Source organism: Arthrobacter sp. Bi83 (assembly GCF_918698095.1).
In the GTDB taxonomy this organism is placed as follows: domain Bacteria; phylum Actinomycetota; class Actinomycetes; order Actinomycetales; family Micrococcaceae; genus Arthrobacter.
Window position 1 is genome coordinate 34459 of the sequence record NZ_CAKKLY010000003.1, and the last position, 25022, is coordinate 59480.

19 protein-coding genes are annotated in these 25022 nt (G+C 66.0%); 4 read left to right on the plus strand and 15 right to left on the minus strand.

Annotated elements, in window-relative coordinates; all coding sequences use genetic code 11:
- Positions 1-224: 224 nt before the first annotated feature.
- A complete protein-coding gene (locus LQ144_RS03045; RefSeq protein WP_230117087.1) occupies positions 225-2456 on the plus strand; it encodes a catalase in 2232 nt (743 codons plus the stop codon).
- 103 nt (positions 2457-2559) lie between these two features.
- On the opposite strand, the gene LQ144_RS03050 is transcribed toward LQ144_RS03045, so the two are convergent.
- The 11 genes from LQ144_RS03050 to LQ144_RS03100 all read right to left on the minus strand — a co-directional run bounded on the left by LQ144_RS03050 (position 2560) and on the right by LQ144_RS03100 (position 16118).
- Positions 2560-3060: a mucin-associated surface protein gene (locus tag LQ144_RS03050; RefSeq protein WP_230117088.1), complete on the minus strand. Its 501-nt coding sequence runs from the start codon at positions 3058-3060 to the stop codon at positions 2560-2562.
- The gene (locus LQ144_RS03055; RefSeq protein ID WP_230117089.1) at positions 3057-4250 is read right to left on the minus strand and encodes a serine/threonine-protein kinase; all 1194 of its coding nucleotides are present in this window, start codon (positions 4248-4250) and stop codon (positions 3057-3059) included. Before LQ144_RS03055 ends, LQ144_RS03050 begins: the two co-directional genes overlap by 4 nt.
- Before the next feature lie 224 nt (positions 4251-4474).
- The gene (locus tag LQ144_RS03060; RefSeq protein WP_230117090.1) at positions 4475-5728 is read right to left on the minus strand and encodes a hypothetical protein; all 1254 of its coding nucleotides are present in this window, start codon (positions 5726-5728) and stop codon (positions 4475-4477) included.
- Between the two features lie 89 nt (positions 5729-5817).
- Positions 5818-6900, minus strand: coding sequence for a hypothetical protein (locus LQ144_RS03065; RefSeq protein WP_230117091.1), 1083 nt, complete (start codon positions 6898-6900; stop codon positions 5818-5820).
- 136 nt (positions 6901-7036) lie between these two features.
- Complete coding sequence (locus LQ144_RS03070; protein ID WP_230117092.1) at positions 7037-8107, minus strand: Gfo/Idh/MocA family oxidoreductase; 1071 nt, start codon at positions 8105-8107, stop codon at positions 7037-7039.
- A gap of 211 nt (positions 8108-8318) precedes the next feature.
- Positions 8319-9026 carry an ABC transporter ATP-binding protein gene (locus LQ144_RS03075; protein ID WP_230117093.1) on the minus strand — a complete coding sequence of 236 codons (708 nt, stop codon included), beginning with the start codon at positions 9024-9026 and terminating at the stop codon, positions 8319-8321.
- A 2-nt stretch (positions 9027-9028) separates the two neighbouring features.
- Positions 9029-10471, minus strand: a complete 1443-nt coding sequence (locus LQ144_RS03080; protein WP_230117094.1) for an FtsX-like permease family protein — start codon at positions 10469-10471, stop codon at positions 9029-9031.
- 294 nt (positions 10472-10765) lie between these two features.
- On the minus strand, positions 10766-11866 hold the full coding sequence (locus LQ144_RS03085) for a sugar-binding protein (protein WP_230117095.1): 1101 nt from the start codon (positions 11864-11866) through the stop codon (positions 10766-10768).
- Positions 11867-11918: 52 nt separating this feature from the next.
- The gene (gene mmsB, locus LQ144_RS03090) at positions 11919-13196 is read right to left on the minus strand and encodes a multiple monosaccharide ABC transporter permease (protein ID WP_230117096.1); all 1278 of its coding nucleotides are present in this window, start codon (positions 13194-13196) and stop codon (positions 11919-11921) included.
- Positions 13197-13240: 44 nt separating this feature from the next.
- A complete protein-coding gene (mmsA, locus tag LQ144_RS03095; RefSeq protein WP_230117097.1) occupies positions 13241-14797 on the minus strand; it encodes a multiple monosaccharide ABC transporter ATP-binding protein in 1557 nt (518 codons plus the stop codon).
- Positions 14798-14927: 130 nt separating this feature from the next.
- Positions 14928-16118: an ROK family transcriptional regulator gene (locus LQ144_RS03100; protein ID WP_230117098.1), complete on the minus strand. Its 1191-nt coding sequence runs from the start codon at positions 16116-16118 to the stop codon at positions 14928-14930.
- Between the two features lie 209 nt (positions 16119-16327).
- Here LQ144_RS03100 and LQ144_RS03105 point away from each other — a divergent pair, with 209 nt between their 5' ends.
- On the plus strand, positions 16328-17149 hold the full coding sequence (locus LQ144_RS03105; protein ID WP_230117186.1) for a nitrilase-related carbon-nitrogen hydrolase: 822 nt from the start codon (positions 16328-16330) through the stop codon (positions 17147-17149).
- On the opposite strand, the gene LQ144_RS03110 is transcribed toward LQ144_RS03105, so the two are convergent.
- Complete coding sequence (locus LQ144_RS03110) at positions 17150-18835, minus strand: PucR family transcriptional regulator (protein WP_230117099.1); 1686 nt, start codon at positions 18833-18835, stop codon at positions 17150-17152. It lies immediately after the preceding gene.
- The gene (gene alr, locus LQ144_RS03115) at positions 18825-20075 is read right to left on the minus strand and encodes an alanine racemase (protein WP_230117100.1); all 1251 of its coding nucleotides are present in this window, start codon (positions 20073-20075) and stop codon (positions 18825-18827) included. Before alr ends, LQ144_RS03110 begins: the two co-directional genes overlap by 11 nt.
- 101 nt (positions 20076-20176) lie before the next feature.
- On the opposite strand from alr, the gene LQ144_RS03120 reads away from it, so the two are divergent.
- Positions 20177-21718: an amino acid permease gene (locus tag LQ144_RS03120; protein ID WP_230117101.1), complete on the plus strand. Its 1542-nt coding sequence runs from the start codon at positions 20177-20179 to the stop codon at positions 21716-21718.
- Positions 21715-23463 carry an NAD(P)/FAD-dependent oxidoreductase gene (locus LQ144_RS03125; protein WP_230117102.1) on the plus strand — a complete coding sequence of 583 codons (1749 nt, stop codon included), beginning with the start codon at positions 21715-21717 and terminating at the stop codon, positions 23461-23463. The genes LQ144_RS03120 and LQ144_RS03125 overlap by 4 nt, the downstream gene beginning before the upstream one ends.
- A 53-nt stretch (positions 23464-23516) precedes the next feature.
- On the opposite strand, the gene LQ144_RS03130 is transcribed toward LQ144_RS03125, so the two are convergent.
- Positions 23517-24038: a gamma carbonic anhydrase family protein gene (locus LQ144_RS03130; protein WP_230117103.1), complete on the minus strand. Its 522-nt coding sequence runs from the start codon at positions 24036-24038 to the stop codon at positions 23517-23519.
- Positions 24039-24171: 133 nt separating this feature from the next.
- A complete protein-coding gene (locus tag LQ144_RS03135; RefSeq protein ID WP_230117104.1) occupies positions 24172-24999 on the minus strand; it encodes a DUF1206 domain-containing protein in 828 nt (275 codons plus the stop codon).
- Positions 25000-25022: the final 23 nt, after the last annotated feature.

Sequence of the window (25022 nt, forward strand, 5' to 3'; positions counted from 1 at the left end):
GCCCGCGGTTCTGATAGCTGCACGTTCGGTGGAACATCTCCAAGCTAGTCCGAAGCGCGATGCAATTGAAGAGAGACAGTACCTTTGCTGACCAAGACGGCGTCCATCGAAAAACGGACCTCGGTTGTGGCCTGAAGGCATGTTCCATAGAGTGCTAAGCAGGCTTAGCTTTTCTATTGTGTGCCGAATCTTGCCAAGGCTGTCCAAGATAGAAGGAGCATTTCATGTCAGCAGAGACCAACATCAATATCCCTGGTGCGCCCGCTCCCGAGCCTCCCAGCGCCGAGGAGCCCACAACGCCCCGGGAGCCGTTACCTCCCAAGCCTGACCAACAGGGGCCCGAGGCAGTGTCCCCAACCGGCACCCCCACCGGCGCCCCAGCCAATTCCCGGGCGCAGTCCGGCCAGTACCTTACGACCGCGCAAGGACTGCGGCTCAGCGACACTGACCATTCCCTGAAGGCAGGCTCGCGTGGTCCCATCCTGCTGCAGGATCACCATCTCCGCGAGAAAATCACGCATTTCGACCACGAGCGGATCCCCGAGCGGGTCGTCCACGCCCGTGGCGCCGGCGCGCACGGAATCTTCAGGTCGTATGGAACGGCTGCCAAAATCACCCGGGCGGGCTTCCTGGCCAAGGACGTGGAGACCCCAGTGTTCGTGAGGTTCTCCACCGTCCTGGGCTCGAGGGGGTCCGCAGATACGGTGCGGGACACCCGGGGATTCTCCACCAAGTTCTACACCGACGAAGGCACCTACGACCTTGTCGGCAACAACATCCCGGTGTTCTTCATCCAGGACGGCATCAAGTTCCCGGACGTTGTCCACGCGGCCAAACCGCACCCGGACCGCGAGATCCCGCAGGCCCAGAGCGCCCACGACACCTTCTGGGACTTCGTCTCGATTCACACTGAGGCCCAGGCACACACGATGTGGAACATGTCCGACCGCGGTATCCCGCGTTCCTACCGGACCATGGAAGGTTTCGGCGTTCACACTTTCCGCTTGGTGGATGCCGAGGGCGGCACCACGCTCGTCAAATTCCACTGGAAGCCCAAGCAGGGCGTGCACTCTCTGGTCTGGGAAGAAGCCCAGATCATCAACGGCATGGACCCCGACTTCCACCGCAGGGATCTTGCCGACGCCATCGAGGCAGGCGCCTACCCGGAGTGGGAGCTGGGAATCCAGACTTTCCCGGACACCGAAGATCAGATGTTCGAGGGGATCGACCTCCTGGACCCCACGAAGTTCGTGCCCGAGGAACTCGCGCCCGTGCAGCCCATCGGTCTCATGGCACTCAACGCCAACCCGGTCAACTACTTTGCGGAGACAGAGCAGGTTGCTTTCCACCCCGGCCACCTGGTTCCCGGAATCGATGTCACCAACGATCCGCTCCTTCAGGTCCGGCTGTTCTCCTACCTTGACACGCAGATCTCCCGGCTTGGCGGTCCCAACTTCGGCCAGATCCCCATTAACCGTCCGCAGGCTCCCGTGAACGACATGCTGCGGGACGGCATGCACCAGACGGCCGTTCACGGGGGAGTCGCCCCGTACCGGCCGAATTCGCTGGACGGCGGGTGCCCCTTCAAAGCCGGGCAGGATCTGGGCGCGTTCGTGGAGGTTCCGGAAGCGATTGCGGAGGCCATCAAGGAGCGGAAGTCTCCGGCGAGCTTTGACGACCATTTCAGCCAGCCGCGGCTGTTCTTCCGCAGCCTGACGCCGGTGGAGCAGGAGCACGTGATCCAGGCGTATACGTTCGAACTGGGCAAGTGCTACGAGAAGGTGATCCGGGAGCGGCAGCTGCTTGCCCTGGCCAATATCGATTCCAGGCTGTGCGCGGCGGTGGCGCAGGGACTTGGCATGCCGGCGCCCGAGGCCACTGAGGCAGTGCCTGACGCGGATCCGAGCCCAGCCCTGTCCCAGCTCGGGCAGACCTGGCCCGTTGCCGGCCGGGTAGTGGGTATCGTCGCGGACGGATCCAGCGATCTTGATTCCGTGCGCGCAGCACGCAAGACCCTTCACGCCGCCGGAATCGTTCCGCTGGTGATCGCGCCCGTGGGAGGAACCCTCGGCGCGGAGAACGACGGCGGGATCCCGGTTCAGCGGACCTATCTCACCGCGCGCTCCACGGAGTTCGACGCAGTCGTTGTGGCGGGCTCCGGCGCCCCCGCCGACAATGCTGAGCCGGGGCTCGATGCCAAGGCCGGCGAACCGGGTGCCTCGCTTGATCCCCGGGTGGTGCTCCTGCTGTCTGAGGCCTTCCGTCATGCCAAGGCAATCGGGGCATGGGGATCAGGTGCCGCGGGAGTGGATGCAGCCAGCATCACGGAGGACGCAGCCGGCGTAGTGCTGGGCGACGGTCCGGAAGATGTCCTGCCCACTATCCAGGAACTGCTGGCAGCGCACCGGACGTGGGAGCGTTTCCCGGCGTCTGCCGCAGGACCGCAGAACACCTAACAGGCCAGCTGCCTGCTGAAGGCCGGGCAGGCAGGAAGCACCGCCGTCGTGCGTTCCTGCCTGCCCGGCTCTTAAACTGCGCTGACCGGCGACGTCGCGCAGACTACCCCTTGCCTTTGTCCGATCCCTTGCCCTTTTCGCCCTGCCCTGACTTGCCCTGCCCGGAGCCCGGCTGTCCGCCGGTGGCCGGCGCGGGCGCCGGGGAGACGACAACCGGTGAAGTCGTTGCGGGAGACGCGGGAGGAGCGGCCTTGGCCGTGGCCTTCGTGGCCGCCTGCACGGCCGCGAGGTCGGCGCGCACCGCGTTGACGGCCACCGTGATGCTCTGGTGGCGCCGGAAGGAAACCTGGCCGGCGGCAGCGGCGGCGTCGAGCTCCAACGTCAGCTGGTCAAGGGACTTGAGTGCGGCGGCCGGATTCTTCCCCGCGGCTGCCTTGGTGACAGCCAGCACGCGCTGCTGCAGTTGCCCCGCGGCAGCGGTCTCCAACTCCGCGGCAGTGCCGCCGCAGCCCGCAAGGCTGACGGCAAGCGCGCCGGCGGCGAGAGCCGACAACGCGCTGCTCCGCCGGATGCCCTGCGGGCGCAACCCGGCGTGCGGGATCACGGCTGAACGCTCTTTTGCAGCTCAGCGAGATGATCACCCATGGTTCCGGTCACCTTGGGATACGTCACGACGTCGGGCGTTTTTGGGGCCATTACGGCGGCGGTCACCGCCGCTCCACCGGCGAGCAGGGCGGCAGCGGCGACGGCGGACGCCAGCCAGACGCGCCGGCTGGGCCTCTTGCCGTCCCGGCGTGTGTCGCTGTTCTGCCGTGCGGTGGCAGTGTCTTCAGCGGGCTCTTCGGTCTGGGCGTAGCCTTCCGGAAGCACTGACGACGGCAGCCGCGACGGCAGGGCGGGCAGGACACGGGTATGCTCCTCGGCCACGTCGCCCGGCACGGATTCCGGCGAAACCAGGGCCTGGCGCAGAGCGACCTCCAGGTCTGCGGCGGTGGGTCTGTCCAGTGGATCGAGGGCTGTCATGGAGGCCAGAAGGTGCTGCCACTCTGCCGGGAGGTCCGCGGGAAGCTCGGGTGCGCGGTGCAGCCGGGCAACCGCTGATTCCACTGCGCTGCCCGGATATTCCACGGTTCCCTTGATGCATTCCAGCAGCACGAGGCCCAGGGAGTAGATGTCCGTGGCCGGCGACAGCGGCGAGCCCATGGCCTGTTCCGGGCTCAGGTACGCCGCGGTGCCCACCATGGTACCGGTCGCCGTGAGCCGGGTGCCGTCGACGATCCGGGCGATGCCGAAGTCGGTCAGCTTGGGCCGCACTGGTTCTCCCGGGCGCACCTGTACGAGAAGGATATTGGCCGGTTTGATATCGCGGTGGATGATGCCCAGACCGTGCACATACGCCAGCGCGTCGGCGACCCCGGCTCCGATCACGGCCAGCTCCTCGAGCGGAACCCGGCTGTGGCGGAGGCGGCCCCGAAGGTCCTGGCCCGCCACGAGTTCCATCGTGAGGAACGGCCGCGGCTGGTCAGGCACACGGGTGTCCACGCCGGCGTCGAACAGTGTCACGAGGCTCGGATGGTTGAGCGTGGCGAGCAGCTTGATCTCGGCTTCCTGACGCTTGAGCTCATCCGCGTCAGCAGCCTGAGGAGCGAAGAGCTTCAGCGCCACGTCCCTGCCGAGGTTCTCGTCCCGGGCCGTGTAGACCGATGACATGCCTCCGCGGCCAATTATTTCTCCGAGCCTGTAGCGGCCGTCCAGCACATCAGCCGTCATCCCGCTGGGCGAATCTTCCAACACTTTGCCGTCCTTATCCGCAGTGGGTCCCGTTAAGGGTAATACGCGCGCGGAGCGGAGGACGCCGAGATGCCGCAGGGGATGCCCCGAACGGGCCAGCCCCGGACACGGCCTTATCGGCAGTCCGGCTTCGGAGCGTCCAAGGACCAGTCGAAGCCGGACCGCCGATATGGGTCCGTTGTGCTCAGCCCGGACGCGCGGTCCCGGCTGATTATTCCTTCAGGGGGCTATGCCTTCTTCCTCCGGATGACCATCAGCATTCCGATGGCAAGGAGTGCGAGGGCGAGGGGCAGCAGGCCAGCGTCTGCGCCGGTGTTGGCGAGGGACTGCTTGGCGCCTACTGTCTGGCCGGAGCCCATGGCTGCCGCGGACGTGTTGGCTGCCATTGACGAGTCCGTTGTCATTGAACCCGCAGGCAGGACAACGATTCCGGATCCGGTCCCGCCGGTGGCAAGGGCTCCGGAGTCCGATCCCGTTGCGGTGCCGGAGCTGTCGGTGGTGCCGGTGCCGGGGTCCGAGGTGCCGGTGCCGGTTCCGCCGGTGCCGGGGTCCGGGGTGCCGGTGCCGTCGGTGGTGCCGGCGTCCGTTCCGGATCCGTCAGCAGGATCGGATCCCGTTCCGGATCCGTCCGTGGGATCTGACGCAGGGGGTGTGGTGCCCGTGTCAGTACCGAGGTGGACGCCAAGGTCGATACCCAGACCAAGGGAAGTACCCGTCCCGGTGCCAAGGGTGACGTCGACGGTGCCTTCGGCTGCCGCGCCGCCATCGCCCAGGAGACCCGTTTCGCCGAGGTTGACGTCGACGAGGGCGTCCGCTGCGGGGATGGTTTCGGTGCCTGCGCCGGTGGTGTTGCCGAGGTTCACGTCGACGGTGGCGTTGGCTGCGGGGATGGTTTCGGTGCCTGCGCCGGTGGTGTTGCCGAGGTTGACGTCGACGGTGGCGTTGGCTGCGGGGATGGTTTCGGTGCCTGCGCCGGTGGTGTTGCCGAGGTTGACGTCGACGGTGGCGTTGGCTGCGGGGATGGTTTCGGTGCCGGCGCCGGTGGTGTTGCCGAGGTTGACGTCGACGGTGGCGTTGGCTGCGGGGATGGTTTCGGTGCCTGCGCCGGTGGTGTTGCCGAGGTTGACGTCGACGGTGGCGTTGGCTGCGGGGATGGTTTCGGTGCCTGCGCCGGTGGTGTTGCCGAGGTTGACGTCGACGGTGGCGTTGGCTGCCGGGATGGTTTCGGTAGCCGGCGCCGTGTTGCTGCCAGTGATGAGGTCGATGTCAGCAGCTACAGCGACTTGAGGAGTATCCGACGGCGTTGGGCCACCCAGCAGACCCAACGACGTCGAAGCAGTGAGGTCCGCTGACGCGGATGCGGGCGCAACAGTAACAGTTCCTGTGGCCGTGGTATCCGCGTTAGCCGCGGTGGCGCCGAGGGCTAAGAGCCCGCCGGCAAAGAGGGTGCCCAGTAGGCCCCTGCGAATTTTCTGGTGCATTTTGATGTCTCCTGAAGAGTTGTTGACAGGCGCACAGAGGCAGCCCGATTGGCCGGATTTCTGCCCAAGGAAAGGCAGGAAAGGCCCAACTAGTCAGGAGAGGAGCCGGGGTCAATAGCCACCGGCGAAGGGACATGCTGAAGTGGACCGCTGGCCGGGACAATGCCGGTAAGCGGAAGGTATTCAAAGGGACTGGTCAGCCACGCGGCGGAGGTTGACGGGCCGCCCGAGGACTGGCCACTGCCCGACCCCGACGGCGTAGACGGCAGCAGGGCATCCGGGGACCGCGTGCTGTCGCCGCCGGGTGTTCCTCCGCCGGAGGGAAGTGCAGGCGACGAGCCCGAAGCGTTCTTGTGACCCGCATGGCCGGCACCGCCCAGGTGACTGGGCGCAATTTCGCTGGAGGCCACAGCGGTCACCAGGGGGGCATATCCCGGGCGGACTTGCGCGGAAAGGCCTGCGCCGTCAGTCCTCTCAGTGGCAACAGACGTAGCAACAGACGTGGCAGCAGGCGTGAGCGGGGGACCGGTGGAGGATTCGGGAACGGTGACGAGGTCCTTCACGGCCTCAACAACTGGCGTGCCCACAGGAGCATTGAGGGCCGGGGCATCAGGATGCAGATCGGGAATTTGGCCGATCACCTGGTCCACCGGGACCGTCTCGGTCACGGGCTGCACAACTGTCTCCACCACACCGCTAACCGCGGCATCCACCTGTGAGGCGACCGGCGCAACGGCCTCGGCGGGCAGTACTTCTGCCGCAGGCAGGATGCCTACCACCGTCTCCAACGGGATCGCGATCTCGTCCACGACGGGAGCGACGACGGCCGGTAGCACCGCCGTCTCGGGAGCGGGCGTTTGCGGATCGGGTTGGGGCAGCGGAGCGGCCGGCGCAGGCTCCGGAATGACAACCGCAGCAGGGTCCGGCAGCGTCTCGCCTACCGGATCGGCAACGTTCTGTGCATGGTGGATGACGTCAACAGCGTTATCGACGCCAGTGCTTAGCGACGAAACCGTCGCGGTGATTTCGCCAAGAGGAGACTCGGAGGTGGACGAGTTGGATGCGTCTGCACCCGGGGCTGAAAAGGAGAGCCAGGCCACAGCGACAGCTCCGGCGATAAGCACCGGGCGCAGGGGGCGGAGCGCGGACCATGGCAATCCGGCACCAGCCATGCGCAACACCCCCCCCAAGTCACCGAATAATCGACGATCTTCTACAGCCTAAGCCCGCTTCAAAGTGAGAGTCCAGACCCGGCAGACAATATTATTTGGATTTCTGCGAAGCAAGTGCCTGCACAGGACCAGCCTGTCAGTGGGCGTCGTTCGGATAGCTGACCCCAAGCTGTGCCCGGACTCCGTCGAAAAGCCGCATGGTGTTCAGGGAATCCTCGAGCGGCATGACAGGGCTTTCCGTCAGGCGTTGCTGGATGCACCGGGTCACCTCGCGAAGCTCATAGGTGTAGCCCTGGCCCGCAACGTGGAAATGTTCCGTGCGAAGCGGTTCGCGCCCGATGCCGATGACTAGCTGCTTGGGGTTGTTGATCGAGCCGAGTGCCTGAAGATAGCCCAGGCTTCCGGCAACTGTGGCGGCCCGCGGGCCGTGGGCCAGCAGCGACGAGGTCAGCTGCGCCTGTGCTCCGTGGTGGTAACCCAGCGTCAGCGCATTCTGGGCGTCGACGCCGTCATCATTAAGGAAGCCCGTGGCGCTGACCGCCTGCGGGAATCCTAAGGTGCCCAGCGCCCACAGCAGCGGGTACACCGTCAGGTCGAGGAGCGCACCGCCGCCGTCCTTGACCGCCCACAGCCGTGCTGTGGGCGAATAGGGTGCGGGGAAGCCCAGATCCGCGGTGACCCATTGCACCGTTCCTAGTTCGCCGGAGGCGGCGATTTCGAATGCCCGCTGAATGCTGGGAAGGAAGCGGCTCCACACCGCTTCCATCAGGAACAGCTGCTTTTCGCGGGCCACGGCGATCAGCTCGGCGGCCTCGCGGGCGTTGATCGTGAAGGCTTTTTCGCACAGCACATGTTTGCCGGCATTCAGGGCGGCCAGCACCATCTGGTGGTGCTGGGCGTGAGGCGTGGCCACGTACACGACGTCGACCGAGTCGTCGGCGAGAAGGCGCTCATACCCAGGCGTCCCGCCGTCGCCACCGTACGCCCTTGAGAAGCCGAATTCGGCGGCAAAGGTGTCCGCCGCCTCCTGCCGGCGTGAACTGACCGCGTACAGCTCAGCATCTTCGAGCAGGGCCAGATCCCGGGAGACCAGCGAGGCGATCCGCCCGGTGGCGATGACACCCCACCGAATCGGAGCGCCGGTGGCGGCGAGGGGATCCTGGTTGGACTGGCTGAAAAGCCACGGCGTGGCGATGGGTGACGTCATGACGCCATCCTCTCATCCGGGTGAGAGAGCGTTGGGTCGAACGCTGCAGGAAGTGAGAGAGCGTTCGAAGATTTCCGACAGCAACTGAGAGAGCGTTCGAAGATTTCCGACGGGAAGTGAGAGAGCGTTGTGTTGAACGCTGCGGGAGCTGAGAGAGGGTTGAAACCAGCCCTCCCTCAGTTCCCCGCTGTGCCCGCACCCCTAGGGGACGTTACCCCGCCGCCGCCGCGCCCACCCGGCTGCGGGCGGGTTCCTCCGTCAGTTTGCCCTGCTGCAGCCGGAAGCGCCGGTCGGTCTTGTTGGCGAGCTGGCGGTCGTGCGTCACCACGAGGATGGTGGTGTTGTGGTCCCGGCTGAGCGAACTGAGGAGTTCGATGATGTGCTCGCCCGTCTGCTCGTCCAGGTTGCCCGTGGGCTCGTCGGCCAGGATCAGTTTGGGCTCGTTCGCCAGCGCCCGGGCGATGGCAACGCGCTGCTGCTCGCCGCCAGAGAGCCGGTTGATCCGGCGCGCGTGCTTCTCCGAGTCGAGCTGTACCTGCTCGAGCAGCTCGCGCGCCCGCTGTACCCGCCCTGACTTCCGTACGCCGGCGAACTCCATCGGAAGCATCACATTGTCCAGCGCGGACAGGTTGGGGATCAGGTTGAACTGCTGGAACACAAAGCCGATGTCCCGGCGCCGGTACTCCGTCAGCTTGCCGTCGGGCATGCTCGCCAGGCTCACGCCGTTCACGACGACGTCCCCGCTCGTGGGCTTGTCCAGCGCACCGAGGAGGGACAACAGCGTGCTCTTGCCGCTGCCGCTCTTCCCGACAATGGACGCCAGTGTGCCCTGTTCCAGCTCGAAGCTGACATCATTGACCGGCCTGATGGTCCGGTCGCCGGTCTTGAAGGTGCGGACGAGGTTCTTGACTTCAATCATGGCTATTCTCCTCGGAGGACTTCGATGGGACGGATGCGGGCCGTGAGCAGGGCGGGGACCAGCGCACCGATGATGGCGACCCCGAAGACCGCGCCGATGCCGGCGGCGATCACGCCGGGGGAGGCACTCGCGGTGACCGAGGTCAGCAGCTGCGACGCCCCGCCGAACGGACCGCCGGGAAGACCGGCCCCGCCGCCGGGGAAGCCCGCGCCGCCCGGGACGCCGGCACCGCGCCGGGCAGCCGCCGTCGTGCTCGTGCCAGAGCTGACCAGCGCACTGGCGATGCCGCCGCTGGCGAAGGACGCGATGGCGGCACCCACCACGCTTCCCAGGGCCACCAGCACCAGGGCCTCGAGCACGAACTGGAGGCCGATGGTGCCGTTGCGTGCGCCGATGGCCTTCAGGACACCGATCTCGCGGCGGCGCTCCCGGACCAGCATCACCATGATCAGCAGAATGATCAGGCCGGCGGTTCCGAGCGCGGCCAGGAAGGCCACCAGGGAGATGTTCTTGACGCTGTCCAGCGAGCTGACGGCGGTTTCCAGGTTGCGCTGGCCCTGCGTGACGTCCGCCTTGTCCGACCCGATGGCGGCCTGCAGGGCCGTCTTGGTGGAGTCCACGTTCTCCATGCTGTTGACCGTGACGATCATTGTGGAGAGTTCACCGGGCAGTTCCGCCAGCGTCTGCGCCGCCGGCAGCGTCACGTACAGGGCGTTGTTGCCGAAGGCAGTGCCGGCGTCGAACAACCCCGCGACGGTGAATTTGGTGCTGTTGATGGTGAACGTGGAGCCCACCTTGAGGTTGTTCTTCTCGGCGAGGGTGGTGCCCAGCAGCGCCTTGGTGGAGGCCGCGGTGTAATTGCCCAAACCGGCGCCTTCGGTCAGTTCAAGCGCCTTTCCGGCGCTGTCCACCTCGGCGCCGATGCCGGTGGCAGTGATAGGAAGAGTCCGCGCCGGCTGTGTGGCGGCGCCGGTGGTGCCAGTGGTTCCCGAGCTGGCCTGGTTCCGGGTGCCGAGCGTTCCGGCGTCCACCGCCGCGGTGAGGCTGGTGGTCAGCGTGGTGGTCTGTCCGCCGGGGCCCCCTTGGCCGCCGCCCGGACCTGCCTGGGTCCCGGCCGCCGCCTGCGCGGCAGCTTCCGTGGCGTTGCGCAGCCGCAGCGTTTTGGTTCCGACGACGGCGGTCACGTTGGGGACGCCGGCCGCCGTCACCGCCTGTGCCGAGGTCAGCGGCTCGCCGCCGCCCTCGAATCCCTGGCCGCCGGCCGGATTGACCGTGAGCACCGTCCCCACCGAAGCGTTCAGCTCCTGGACTTTCGCCGCCACAGCCTGGTTGGCCACGAGCATGGCCAGGGCCAGTCCGATTGCTACGGCAAGAACGGCCACAACGGCAGCCGTCCTGACCTTGTTTCTGAAGGCATTGCCTACACTGCGGGCGAGGACGCTCACGGTACTCCTTGGGATCACGTGCCGGCGGAATGGCCGGCTTCGGATCCCACACTGGCGCCCGCGGCTGTGCAGAGTCGGAGCCAAAGCTATGCGTTTGCTGTGACTGTTTCCCAGCGCCCTCCGGGAGGTGCAGGAGGGTTGAGAGTTTTGTTGCGAAAGGTGCAGGAGGGTTGAGAGTTTTGTTGCGAAAGGTGCAGGAGGGTTGGGGAGGAAAGCGACGAGCCCCGGCCCTCCCTTGCGGGGGATCCGGGGCTCGTCGGTGCCAGTGTCTGGAACGCTGGGACGCCTGTGACCTTACTTCGTGATCGGTCCGAGTACCGGATCGCCCACGTAGGCCGTCTTGACGTTCTCCTTGGTCACGATGACCGGCTCCAGCAGGTACGCAGGAACGGTCTTGACCTTGTTGTTGTAGGACTTGTCGTCGTTGATTTCAGGCTTCTTGCCGGCCTGGATGTCCTTGACCATGACGATCGCGTGCTCAACGAGCTTGCGGGTGTCCTTGTTGATGGTGGAGTACTGCTCGCCGGCCATGATGGACTTGACGGACTCAACCTCGGAGTCCTGGCCGGTGACAACCGGAAGCGGCTTGCCGGCGGCCTTGACTGACGTCAGTACTGCACGGGCCAGGGTGTCGTTCGGGGACAGGACGCCGTCCAGCGAAGCGGAGGAGTAGCTGCCGGTCAGCAGCGTGTCGGCACGGCGCTGGGCATTTTCTGCCTTCCAGCCCTGGGTGACGGCCTGTTCGAACGACTTCTGGCCGGAAACCACCTTGAGGGTGCCGTCGTCGATCTTCGGCTGGAGCACCTTCATCGCGCCGTCGAAGAAGACCTTCGCATTGGCGTCGTCGGGGGATCCGGCAAAGAGCTCGATGTTGTACGGTCCCTGGGCCTTCTTCTTCGCCATGCCCTCGAGGAGTGCCTGGCCCTGCAGCTCGCCGACCTTGAAGTTGTCGTAGGCCACATAGTAGTCCACGTTCTCGGTGTTCAGCAGCAGACGGTCGTAGGCGATGATGGTCGCGCCGGCGTCCTTGGCCTGCTTGAGCTGGGTGCCAAGCTGGGCGCCGTCGATGGCGCCAACGATGATGACCTTGGCGCCCTTGGTGATCATGGCGCTGATCTGGTTCTGCTGCTCCGAGACGCCGCCGTTGGCGAACTGGACGTCTGCTTTGAAGCCGGCGCCGGTGAGTCCGTCGTTGAACAGCTTTTCCGCCAGGACCCAGTTCTCACTGGTCTTCTGGGGGAGCGCGACGCCAATCGAGGAGTTCTGGGGGAAAGCCTCGCCGCCAGCTGTGCCACCGCCCGTTGTACCGGAGTCGGAACGGCCGCAGGCTGTCAGCGCCAGTGCCGCAATGGCAGCGATCGCTGCCGCCTTTCCTGCTTTACCAATCATTCGCATTGTTGGTTCACTTTCTATAGGGGTGGGAAATGCTTCCGGGGAGTGGCGGTGCTCAGGCTTCCCGGGAGATGGTTTCTTTGGTGGAAGTTGTCTCGTCCGGCTGGAGCGACGTGCCGCCGCTGGGGCGGTTGAAGCTCTGGGTCAGCATGCCGATGATGGACCTCTTTCCCTGGCTCTTGTTGTAGACGTCGAACGCCACGGCGATCAGCAGGACCAGGCCCTTGATGATCTGGGTGAGGTCGGCGCCGACGCCGAGGAGCTGCAGGCCGTTGTTCAGCACTGCCATCACAAGGCCACCGACGATCGAGCCGATCACGGTGCCGACACCGCCGGTCACGGCGGCGCCGCCGATGAACACGGCCGCGATGGCGTCTAGTTCCCAGCCGACGCCGTCGAACGGTCCAGAGGCGGTGGACCGGCCCACGAAGATCATGCCGGCGAGGCCGGCCAGGATGGACATGTTCATCATGACCAGGAAGTTGACCTTCTTGGACTGGACGCCGGAGAGCTCGGCTGCATGCCGGTTGCCGCCCACCGCGTACACGTGGCGGCCGACGACGGTCTTGGCGGAGATGAACCCGTAGATCAGGACCAGGACGGCGAGGATGAGCCCGGGGATGGGGAACGAGGTGCCCGGGCGGCCCGTGGCGAACAGGTACGTGGCGTACAGGATGGCACCGCAGATCAGCACGAGCTTGGTGATGACCACCCAGGCCTCGGGGACCTCGGCGCCGAGTGCCTTGGCGGTGCGGCGGGAGCGGATTTCACTGAAGATCACGAATGCGACGCCCAGCAGGCCGAGCAGCAGGGTGAGGTTGTTGAAACCCGTGTTCGGGCCGACCTCGGGAAGGTAGCCGGAGCCGATGTACTGGAAGTCGGCGGGGACCGGGATGGTGTTGGACTTGCCGACGAACTGGTTGAAGCCGCGGAACAGCAGCATGCCGGCCAGCGTGACGATGAAGGCGGGAATCCCCACGTAGGCCGTCCAGAACCCTTGCCAGGCGCCGATCAGGGCTCCGAGCGCGAGCCCGAGGAGGATGCCCAGGTACCAGGGGATTCCCCAGTCCCTGATGGCAAGGGCCACGGTGACGCCGACAAACGCTGCCACAGAGCCGACCGACAGGTCGATGTGGCCGGCGATGATGACCAGCACCATGCCGATGGCCAGGATCAGGATGTAGGAGTTGCCGTTGAAGAGATTGATGACGTTGCCGGGGGTGAGCGTGCGGCCTTCAGTGGCGAATTGGAAGAAGACGATCAGGGCAACCAGGGCGAAGATCATGCCGAATTGGCGGGTGTTGCCGCCAAAGAGCTTCTTGAGCGCGTTCATTGTGTCAGTCCTTGTTCTGGAAGGTTCTGGAGGATTCCAGAGGGTCAGGCGGTTTTTCTGGCGGAAGTCATAAGTTTCATGAGGCTTTCCTGGCTGGCTTCGTCTTTGTCCACGACGCCGGTGATGGCGCCTTCGAAGATCGTGTAAATGCGGTCGGAGAGGCCGAGCAGTTCAGGCAGTTCGGAGGAGATGACGATGACTCCCTTGCCCTGGTTGGCCAGCTGCTGGATGATGCCGTAGATCTCGTACTTGGCGCCGACGTCGATGCCGCGGGTGGGCTCGTCCAGGATCAGCAGGTCAGGATCGGTAAACATCCACTTCGCAAGGACCACCTTCTGCTGGTTGCCGCCGGAGAGCTTGGCCACGCCTTCCTCCACGGATGGCGTCTTGGTGCGCAGCGATTTGCGGTACTGCTCGGCCACCGTGAACTCCTTGTTGACGTCCACCACGAAGTGCTTGCTGATCTTGTGCAGCGCCGCCGAGACGGTGGTGGTCTTGATGTCATCCAGGAGGTTCAGGCCCAGGGACTTCCGGTCCTCGGTGACGTAGCCGAGGCCGGCGTCGATGGCCTGTTTGACGTTCTTGAGGTGGAGTTCCTTGCCGTCCTTGTAGATGCTGCCGGTGATGTAGCGGCCATAGGAACGGCCGAACACCGACCGTGCCAGTTCGGTGCGGCCGGCTCCCATGAGGCCGGCGAAGCCGACGATCTCGCCCCGGCGGACGAAGAAGTTAGAGCCTTTGCAGACAATGCGGTCCTGGACCTGCGGGTGCCCGACGGTCCAGTTCTTGACCTCGAACAGGACCTCGCCGATCTTGGGCACGTGGTCCGGGAACCGGGACTCCAGCGTGCGGCCGACCATGCCCTTGATGATCCGGTCCTCGTCGACGCCGTCGGCCTTCACGTCCAGGGTCTCGATGGACTTCCCGTCGCGGATGATGGTGATGGAATCCGCGATCTGCTCGATCTCGTTGAGCTTATGGGAAATGATGATGGACGTGATGCCGCGGCCTTTCAGGCCCAGGATCAGGTCCAGCAGGTGCTGGGAATCGGATTCGTTCAGCGCCGCGGTGGGCTCGTCGAGGATGAGCAGCTTCACGGACTTGTTCAGCGCCTTGGCGATCTCCACAAGCTGCTGTTTCCCGACGCCGATTTCCTTGACAGGAGTATCCGGGTCCTCCCGCAATCCCACCCGTGCGAGCAACTCGCGGGTCCGGGTGCGGGCCTCGGCCCAGTCGATAACGCCGCGCTTGACGGGCTCGTTGCCCAGGAAGATGTTCTCCGCGATGGAGAGCTCCGGGATCAGCGCGAGCTCCTGGTGGATGATCACGATTCCGGCGTGCTCGCTGGCACGGATGTCCTTGAACTGCTGGACCTGTGCCTGGTAAACGATGTCGCCGGTATACGTGCCGTGGGGGTACACCCCCGAGAGGACCTTCATCAGCGTGGACTTGCCGGCGCCGTTCTCACCGCAGATCGCGTGGATCTCTCCGGCCTTCACCAACAGGCTTACCTCGGCCAAAGCTTTAACGCCGGGGAATTCCTTGGTGATGGAGCGCATCTCGAGGATTACGGGATCGCTATGCGTGTCGAGGGACGTCATTTGCCCTTACGCCTCCAATGCGTGACTTCGTTGTCCGCCCTGCAAAACGCAGGGCCGTCTGATGAAAAAGTAAACTGGATCACAACCCTTGTCGTCAAGTCTTTAACGCAACGGGCAGGTAACGAAAACCTTACGAACGCCGGATTCCGGCGTGTTGGAAGACCAGGGCCGCCGCGCCCAGAGCCTCGGCGCGGTCGCCCAAAGAGGACATTGTCAGGGTCGTCGTTTCTCCGATAACAGGGACTGCGTGCCGCACCAGACCCCTGCGGACGGGGTCCAGCAGGAGCTCGCCGAGCCCGGCCAGCGGGCCGCCCACCACTATCACCTCCGGGTTGATCAGGTTGGCCACGTTGCCCAGCGCACGCCCGACTGCCAAGCCGGCGTCGTCCACCACGCGAAGGGTGGCCGAGTCCCTTGCCAGCGCTTTGCGGACAATGTCCTCGGGTGTCAGCGGCTTTTCCTCCCCCCGGCTCAGCAGCTCGATCATGGTGGTGGTGGAGGCGATGGTCTCGAGGCAGCCCCTGTTGCCGCACCGGCAGATCAGTCCGTGTTCGTGGATCGTGGCATGGCCGATTTCACCCGTGATGCCTACGTTGCCGTAGTACGGGTTGCCGTTGAGAATCAGCCCGGCGCCAATGCCCGAACCGATCTTCATAAACATGAGGTTGCTGATGCCGCTGTGCGGTCCCCACGTGACCTCGGACAATGCCCCAAGATTGGCGTCGTTGTCGATGAATATGGGGAACTGCAGGGTGTTTTCGAGGTGTTCCAGGATGTTGATACCCACCCATTCGGGGAGGATGGCACCTTGGGCCACCGTGCCCGTCCGGCGGTCTATGGGGCCGGGGATGCCGACGCCGGCACCCACTATGGCGCTGCGCTCCACTCCGCTGTCGGTGAGCAATTTGGACAGCAGCGTGACGGCGGCCAGGATGCCCTGATCGGCGTGGTGCCCGAGGGGAAGCAGGACGGATTCCTCGGCGATGATGTGGTAGCTCAGGGAGGCAAGCACCACGCGCAAGTGCCGGCGGCCGAAGTCGATGCCCACAGCCACCGCGCCGTTGCTGTTCAGCCGCACGTTGAGCGCCCGCCGCCCGGAACTGGTAATCGGCTCGGTGGAGGCCAGGCCGGAATCCTGCATGATTTTCACGATGTTGGACACGGTCGCGGTTGACAGGCCCGTTTGCCGGGCGAGTTCCGCCTGGGTTGAGGGGCCGTTCAGCAGGCATTCGATGATCCGCTGCTGGTTCAGATGCCGGAGAGCGGACTGCGACCCTGGGTTTTTAGTTCGGCTCCTCGTTGAGCGCGATGTTGAGGGCATGCTTAGAAGAGTGCACCATCGCAGCCTTGCAGTCAAGAAGTTAACGCAAGGGAGGGGTTCTCATTGCCCGGGTGCAGGCGGACAATACGTCCCGCAGGCCGACTTCGACGGTGCAAATGGCCCGGGTTAAGGACTTACGGCCGGGGCTACGCTGAAGACAAAGGCGGTCCGGTCCAGGCGGACATTCGCAAAAGACTCTTGAGGTGATCATGGTGTTGCTGGCGCTGATGCAGGCAAACTCCACTGTTTTGGATGTGGAACACAACTGCCGTGCGGTTGATGAGGCGGCGCAGAACGCGGCGGCGGCAGGTGCGCGCGTGTTGCTGACCCCCGAACTGTTCCCGGTGGGCTACGCGCCGCTGCGGGTCCGCACGGAACTGGACCCTGCCGGCCTCTCCGCGATCCGCAGTACCTTGGCGGACATCGCCCGGCGCCGCAGCATCGCGATCGTCTACAGCCTTCCTGCCATCGCGGCCGACGGGCAATGGCAGATCTCGGCGACCCTGGTCAGCAACCACGGTGAGGAACTGCTCAGCTACTCCAAAGTCCACCTGTTCGGGCCCGAGGAGCGCAAGGCGTTCAGCCCCGCCGAAGCAGCCCCCGCCGTCGTGGATCTAGACGGGATCAAGACGTCACTGGCGATCTGCTACGACGTGGAATTTCCCGAGACCGCGCGTGCCGCGGCCGCCCGCGGCGCCGACCTGCTCCTCGTTCCCACCGCGCTTGCCCACGGATTCGACGAGGTTCCCCAGATCCTCCTGCGTGCCCGTGCGCTGGAAAGCCAACTGACGGTGGCCTACGCCAACCACTCGGGCACGGAAGATGGCTGCGAATTCCTCGGCGGAAGCGTGATTGCCGCTCCGGACGGTTCCCTGCTGGCCGCGGCCGGGTCCGGCCCGGAACTGCTGTTCGCTGACGTCAGCGCCGAGGCGGCCCGGCAGGCAAGGGAGACCGTGCCGTACCTGGCCGAACGCCGTCCGCGCGTCTACCGCGCGTGGGAAGACGGCCTGGATGTGGACGGCCCGGGTTAATTACGTCACGGGACCGGCCGTCGCGGCGCCGGCGGCCGGCAACAGCTCGTCCACGTACTGCAGGGCGATCCACAGCTCGGCCCGTACCTGCGCCTGGTTGAGGTCGCTGTCCAGCAGTTCCGCCACGGCGTTGATCTGCCGCCGGACGCTGTTGCGGTGCAGTCCGAGCACCTTGGCCGTGGCATCCCAGCTTCCGTTTTCGCCCAGCCACGAGCGCAGGACCGCGAGCTGCGCGTCCCGGCGTTCGGGCTCCTGGCTGAGCAGAGGCTCCAGCAGGCGGCCCGCCAGCATGGTGCCGGCTTCGCGGCCCAGCAGGCCGGCCACCGTCCACGAGACGTCATCCACCCGCGCGCTCTTTCCGGTGTTTCTGACCCGGGACCGGAGTGACGTCACGCGCTGGTACGCGCCTGCCAGCCCCGCCAGTTCGGTGGCGTCCCCGATGACCAGGCGCCAGCCGAGTTTTTCGACTTCGCCCACCAGGGCGTCGTCGACCTTCAGCCGCGTGACGGCCGCGAAGCCGTAGTCCGTGATCTCCACGAGCTTCGTGTCGAACAGCCGCCGCCACTGCAGCAGTTCCCGCACCGGGCTGTCGCCCGCCGGCCATGCGGCATGCTCCGCCTTGATGCCCTGCACCACCCGCAGCGGGGCCGATCGGGTGGAGGACGTGCTTTGGGCCAGCAGGTCCCTGAGGCCGTTGACATGCTTCGTTCCTCCGCTTGCCAGGCTGTCCGGGTGCAGCAGCAGCGCGGTGGCCAGTTGGCTGGGGGCGAGGGACCCGCTGGTCCGCTGCCGGACCAGCAGTTCCAAGAGTCCGACGGCGGATGACACCACGCTGTTCTGCGACGGCGTCAGCGCGGCGTCAGTGCCCAGGATCAGAGCGCCAAGGTTGGCGTCGCGGGTGCTGCGCAGCGGATGCCCGAACACCAGCGCGGAGCCGGGAACGTCGAAGGAATCCATCTCCACCCGGGGCCCGCTGCCGCCCAGGAGCCGTTCCAGGATCTGCTGCAGTGCAGGAAGCTCGACGCCAGCGCCCGCCCGGGCGCGGACCCTTCCGTCCGCGCCGACCAGCACCGCCCACACCGGGACCCGTTGGGTCAGCGCGGCCAGGAGTTCGTGCTCGGGGCGGGCGGAAAGGACCGCGCGCATCAGCTGCCGGTTGGTGTCCGCCAGTTGCCTGAACAGTTTGGCGTTGTCCGATTCGAGCAGCTGTGAGAACTCCAGCCCGATGGCCGCGAACGGCACCGTGCTGGGCACTTCCACCAGTGTCAGGTTGTGCCGGACGCAGGCGTCGACCAGTGCCTCCGGCGCAGCGTTGAAGTAGGGCTCAAGGCCGAAACCCAGGGCACCTACGCGGGCTCCCACCAGGCGCCGCACGTAGGCATCAACCCTGGCTTCGTGGCCTGCCTCGCCCACAAAAGGCAGCCCCGCGGTGAGGAGGAACTCGCCGTCGAGCAGATACGGGGTGGGATCCTCAAGCTCACTGGGCTCGACCCACCGGAGCAGGCCGGTGCCGTTGCCGCCGTCGTGAAGGATCTTCAACTCAGGCGGCAACTTGTCCAGGAACTGCTGGAGCGTGACAACGCTCAGCCGTTCGGTCCCGGTCCCGGCGCCGGCCCCGGCCCCGGCCCCGGTCCCGGAGCCCGTTCCGGTTCCGGTTCCGGTTCCGGCGGCAGCCTCAGGCGACATGGTTCGCACCGTCTTCGGGGTCCTGGTAGTCGGGGCACTCGTAAGCCCTGGGCAGGCCGCTATTAAGGGGCGGGCCGTAGGTCCGGGGGAGGCGGGGCGCGATTCTGTTGATGATTTCGTCGCCGTGGCTGCCGATGGCCGAGCCCCAGTCGTCAGCGCTCGCCGCTCCGGTGTCCGGATCACCAAACAGCACGGCGGTGTCGCCGACGGACACGCCGCCGGTTTCCGGGCCGAGATCCACCATGAACTGGTCCATGCACACCTTGCCGATCACGGGCACCCGCCTGCCGCCCAGCTGGACCATGCTGCGGCCGGAAATGCCTTTGGGAATGCCGTCCGCATAGCCCAGCGGAATCAGCCCCAGGAACCGCGCCTCATGCGTGATGGCCTGGTGTTCGTAGCTCACGCCGGTGCCCGCAGGCACCCTCTTGACCAGCACCACGGGAGCCGTCACGGTGAGGGCAGGACGCAGCCCGAAATCCGCCGGATCCAGGTGGTCGGCAGGCGCCAGGCCGTAGACGGCCAGTCCGGCCCGCACCATGTCGAAGGCGAACTCGGGGCGGTCCAGAATGTTGGCGGAACTGGAAACGTGCCTGAGTTCCGGATCCAGCCCGCCTTCCCGGGCCAGCCGCACGGCGTCCTCGAAGGCGTTTACCGCGGCGGCGTTGCTGGGGTGCGCGGGCACGTCGGCCCAGGCCAGGTGGGTCCAGATTCCCCTGACGGTGAGCGTTCCCTCAAGCTCGGCGCTGCGTGCGGCGGCCACAAGGTCCGGCCAGTCCTCGGTGCGGGCGCCGCCTCGGCTCAGCCCGCTGTCCAGCTCCAGATGGACCGCCGCCGGCTTTCCGAGCGCGCGGGCGATGCCCGCCACCACATCCAGCTGGGCGGCGCTGCCCAGGGACATGTCGACGTCGTTTTCCAGGGCCTCGCGAATGATGTCGCTGGACGCCGTGGCCAGGTACAGCCAGGACAGAACCGGGGCGGTGATGCCGGCCCGTCGCAGCGCGAGGGCTTCGGTGAGCTGCGCGGTCCCGAGCCAGTCGGCCCCGGCGGCAAGGGCTGCCTGGGCCACGTCCACCAGCCCGTGGCCGTAGGCGTTGCCCTTGACCACCGCCATGAAATGCGGCGCAGAAGTGAGCGCCCGGAGGGCCCGGACATTGTCGGAAATGGCAGTCAGGTCAACGCTGACCTGGCCGGAAAACACGGCAGAGGGCGTGGTTTTCTTTTGTGCATTACGTCTCATGCCAGAACACTATAGGTCATTTTGCACAACAGTGAGAGGTGCCTCACACGTCTAGGCTAGGGCGAGGGGAATCGACAACTACTCACGAACGGACGTCAACGATGACTGTGCCCACCTACACAGAACAGCGGCCGGCGGCGCCGGCCGGCCGGCCCGGCCTGGCAGCCCAGCTGCTGCGCCGCAAGCCGATCGGACAGATGGTCACTGAAGCCGAAACAGGCCACGGCGGACCCCGCCTGGTCCGCAGCTTCGGCGTCCTGCAGCTGACCATGATCAGCGTGGGTGCCACCCTCGGAACCGGCATCCTGGTGATTCTGGGTGAGTCGGTACCGCTGGCCGGGCCGGCCATCTGGATCTCTTTCGCCATCGCCGGCGTGGCCGCCCTGCTGTCCGCCGTGTCGTACGCCGAAATGGCCGGCCTGGTGCCGGTGGCCGGCTCCAGCTATTCCTACAGCTACGCCACCCTGGGTGAGGGCATGGCGTGGATCTGCGGCTGGTGCCTCGTGCTGGAATACGCCGTCTCGGTGGCCGCCGTCGCAGTGGGCGCCGGCCAGTACGTGAACGAGGCCCTGGCGGTCTTCGGCATGGTCATGCCGGACGCGATCTCCCAGCCGCCCGGTGACGGCGGCGTCATGAACATCCCGGCCATGATCATTGTTCTCCTGGCCATGATCCTGCTTGTACGGGGTGCCAAGGAAAGCGCCTGGATCAACACGGCCATAGTGGCTATCAAGGTGGTCATCCTGCTCTTCTTCTGCGCGGTTGCCTTCACAGCCTTCAACGCCGGCAACTTCGAGCCTCTTATGCCCATGGGTGCCGCCGGGGTGTCCGCCGCAGCCTCCAGCGTTTTCTTCTCCTACATCGGCTTCGACGCCGCATCCACCGCCGGCGAGGAAGCCCGCAACCCCAAGCGCGACCTGCCGCGGGCCATCATGCTCTCCATGTTGATCGTCACCACCATCTACGTCCTGGTTGCCGTGGCCGCCATCGGCGCCCGGCCCTGGGGCTGGTTCGACGGTAACGAAGCCGCGCTCGTCAAGATCCTTGAGGAGACCACCGGTCAGCCGTGGATCGCCCTCGTCTTCGCCGTGGGTGCCGTCCTGGCCATCGCCAGCATCGTGCTGACCGTCCTCTACGGACAAACCCGCATCCTGCTCTCCATGGCCCGCGACGGACTCATGCCCAAGGTCTTCGGCCGGGTCTCGCCGAAGACCGGCACTCCGGTTGCCGGCACGCTGATCGTGGGCATCCTCGTCGCCCTCACTGCCGGGCTGGTTCCGCTCGGTGCCCTGGCCGACGCCACCAGCATCGGCACCCTCTTCGCCTTCGCGCTGGTAAACGTCGCCGTCATCTACCTGCGCCGCACCCGGCCAGAGCTCAAACGGACCTTCCGGGTCCCTTTCTTCCCGCTCACCCCGATCCTCGGTGCGCTCATGTGCGCCTACCTGATGGCTAACCTGGGCGTCGATACCTGGGTGACCTTCGGGATCTGGATGCTGGTAGGCCTGGCCGCCTACTTCGGCTACGGCCGCCGCAACTCAAGGGTGGCTTCCCTGAGTCACGAGGAATACCGTGAATTGTCCAGCCGCGAACTTTCGAGCACCACGTCAACCCCCGAAACCATGAAGGCAGAGCTTCCATGACCATCGCCACCGAACTGCCCGCCTCGGATCCGTCCAGCGTCGGCACCTCCGCCGGCACCCTGACCGGCACCGCAGCGGCCGCTTCCGACAAGCTGGACCAGGCCCCTATCACCATGCTGAACCCGGACTTCCCGTTCAGCTACGACCACTACCTCGCCCACCCGGACGGACTGGGCTCCGTGCCGGCCGAGCTATACGGCACAGAAGTGGCTGTGGTGGGTGCGGGATTGTCTGGACTTGTCACCGCCTACGAACTCATGAAGCTCGGGCTGCGCCCGGTAGTCTATGAAGCCGACCAGATCGGCGGCCGCCTGCGCACGGCCAGCTTCCCCTCCGCTCCGGGAGTGGTTGCGGATCTGGGCGGCATGCGTTTCCCGGTGTCAGGCAAGGCGTTCTACCACTACGTTGACTTGTTGGGCATCGAGACCCAGGACTTCCCCAACCCGCTGGCCCCCGCAACCTCCAGCACTGTGATCGAACTCGCCGGGCAGAAGCACTACGCAAGCACCGCGGCGGACCTGCCGCCGTTCTTCCGCGAAGTGGCCGAGGCCTGGAAGGCGGCCGTGAACGACGGCGCCAAGTTCAGTGAGATGCAGGACGCCATCCGGGCTCGCGACACAGCGCGGATCAAGGAGCTCTGGAACGAGCTGCTGCCGCTGCTGGACGAACAGACCTTCTACGGCTTCATTGCCGGAAGCGACTCGTTCAAGGAGGCGGGCTTCGCGCACCGCGAGGCGTTCGGCCAGGTGGGCTTCGGCACCGGCGGCTGGGACACGGACTTCCCCAACTCCATCCTGGAGATCCTGCGCGTCGTGTACACGGACGCCGACGACCAGCACCGTCTCATCGCCGGGGGAGCGCAAAGGCTCCCCGAGGCACTGTGGCACCACGCGCCGTCGGGCATGGCCCATTGGCCGGAGGGGACGTCACTGGCGTCGCTGCACTCGGGCTCCCCGCGGGGAGCCGTTGACCGGATCAGCCGCGATGCCAGCGGCGACCTGCGCATCCGCGAGCGGTGGGGCCGCGAGTCCGCGTACCCGGCCGTGGTCACCACATGCCAGTCGTGGCTGCTGTCCACGCGCATCCACACCGAGGAGGCGCTGTTCCCGGCGGAGCTCTGGACGGCGATTGAGCGTTCCCACTACATGCAGTCGTCCAAGACCTTCGTGATGGTGGACCGGCCTTTCTGGAAGGACATCGACCCCGCCACCGGCCGCGAGGTCCTGTCCATGACGCTGACAGACCGCCTTAACCGCGCCACGTACCTGTTGGACAACGGACCGGACAAGCCGGCAGTGATCCTGCTGTCCTACACCTGGAACGACGACGCCCTGAAGTGGCTCGCGCTCGACGCCGACCAGAGGGTCGAGCTGATGCTGCACTCACTGGAGCAGATCTACCCGGGCGTGGACATCGCGAGCCACATCGTGGGCCAGCCCATCACCGTCTCCTGGGAAGCTGACCCCAACTTCATGGGTGCATTCAAGGCAAACCTGCCGGGGCACTACCGCTACCAGCAGCGGCTCTTCAGCCACTTTAAGCAGGACAAGCTGCCGGAAGCGCAGCGCGGGCTCTTCCTGGCCGGCGACGACATCTCGTTCACCGCCGGCTGGGCCGAGGGCGCCGTGACCACCGGGCTGAACGCCGTGTGGGGCGTGGTAAACCACCTCGGCGGTTCGTCGTCCGCTGCGAACCCGGGCCCCGGCGACCTGCTCGACGCGCTGGGACCCATCAGCCTGGACTAGCCGCTGGTTGAGCTCGTCAAAACCGTGATCTCGACGAGCTCGGTCAGCCGCTGCTAGCTGGCGTGCAGTTCGCGGTGTGCCTGCGCGAGTTCACGGTAGTGGGCGGCGTTGCGCTTCACGCCGTCGAACTCCTCATCCGAGAGTTCGCGGCGCACCTTGGCCGGTACACCGGCCACCAGGGAGCGCGGCGGAACCACGGTTCCTTCGAGGACCACGGCGCCGGCGGCCACGAGCGAGCCGGCGCCGATCACTGCGCCGTTGAGTATGGTGGCGCTCATGCCGATGAGGCAGTCATCCTCAACGGTGCAGCCGTGGACCACGGCGCTGTGCCCGACGCTGACACGTGCCCCGACGCTGCAGGGGAAGCCGGGGTCGGCGTGCAGCACTACGTTGTCCTGCAGGTTGCTGCCGGCGCCGACGCTGATCGTCGCGGTGTCCGCCCGCACGGAAACGCCGTAGAAGGCGCTGGCGTCCTCCGCGAGCGTAGCCCGGCCGATGATCGACGCTGTCGGCGCCACGAATACCGAGGGGTGGATGTCCGGGGTGTCGCCGGCGAAAGAATATATGGGAGCCATGCCACCAGCCTAAGACACCCGTTCGGCCCATTTGCGTAGCAGCTCGCGCCGGCCTCAGGCTGAGCGAAAAATTGGCCGAACGGGGGATCGCCTCATGTCCGGGAATATTTCCGTATATGCGCCGGCGGGGAGCTTACATCCGTGCGAATTTGGCCTTCACCATCAGGTAGAGCCCGTAGCAGATCAGGCCGGCGCCGACGGCGGTGAGCATGTACACCCCGTACGGCTGCTCGCGCAGTGCCTTCAACCCGCCATCCAGGCCAGTGGACTCCTGGGGGCGGGCGTTGGCGGTGGCGATGATGAACAGCAATCCCACCAGAAACAGTGCGACGCCCTCGGCCACGTAGCCGACGACGCCCAGCCCGGTCACGACGGAACGGGCGGTGCCCGAGGACGGCAGCCGGAGCTCCTTCTTGAACGATCCTTTGACTCCGAGGACCACGAAGACAAGGCCGCCGATGGCGATCGCGGCCCCGATGGCGATCAGCAGGACCGCACCTCCGGGCGCTTTGATGATTGAGAGGGTGAAATCGCTGGTGGTCTTTCCGCTGTTCTTGCTGTTGCCGCTTGCGGAGGCGGCGAACGTCAGCGCGATGACTGCGAACACCACCGCCTTGCCGGCTGCGGAAATCTTCTTGCCCACCTTCTTCTTGGCCTCCAGCTGACCGTAATCGAACACGGAGTTACTGATTTGCCAGAGAGTCAGAGCTACGCAGGCGGCGAATCCGGCCCAGAGCAGCAGCAGACCCTGCGGCTGGGCGGCGAGTTGGGCGACTGCACCGGCTTGGTCGGCCGGTCCCGCCTTTCCCGCCGTGCCTAATGCCAACTGGATGGCGACGAACCCGATAAGCAGGTGCAACAGGCCGCTGACGGCAAAACCTGCTCTGGCGGCAATCACGAGAGCCCTGGAGTTCGATGCGTCCTCGACCGCGTTCGCGGCGTCCTTCAGCTCTTTCTTCATTGCCGATCCTTAGCGCAAGCGCA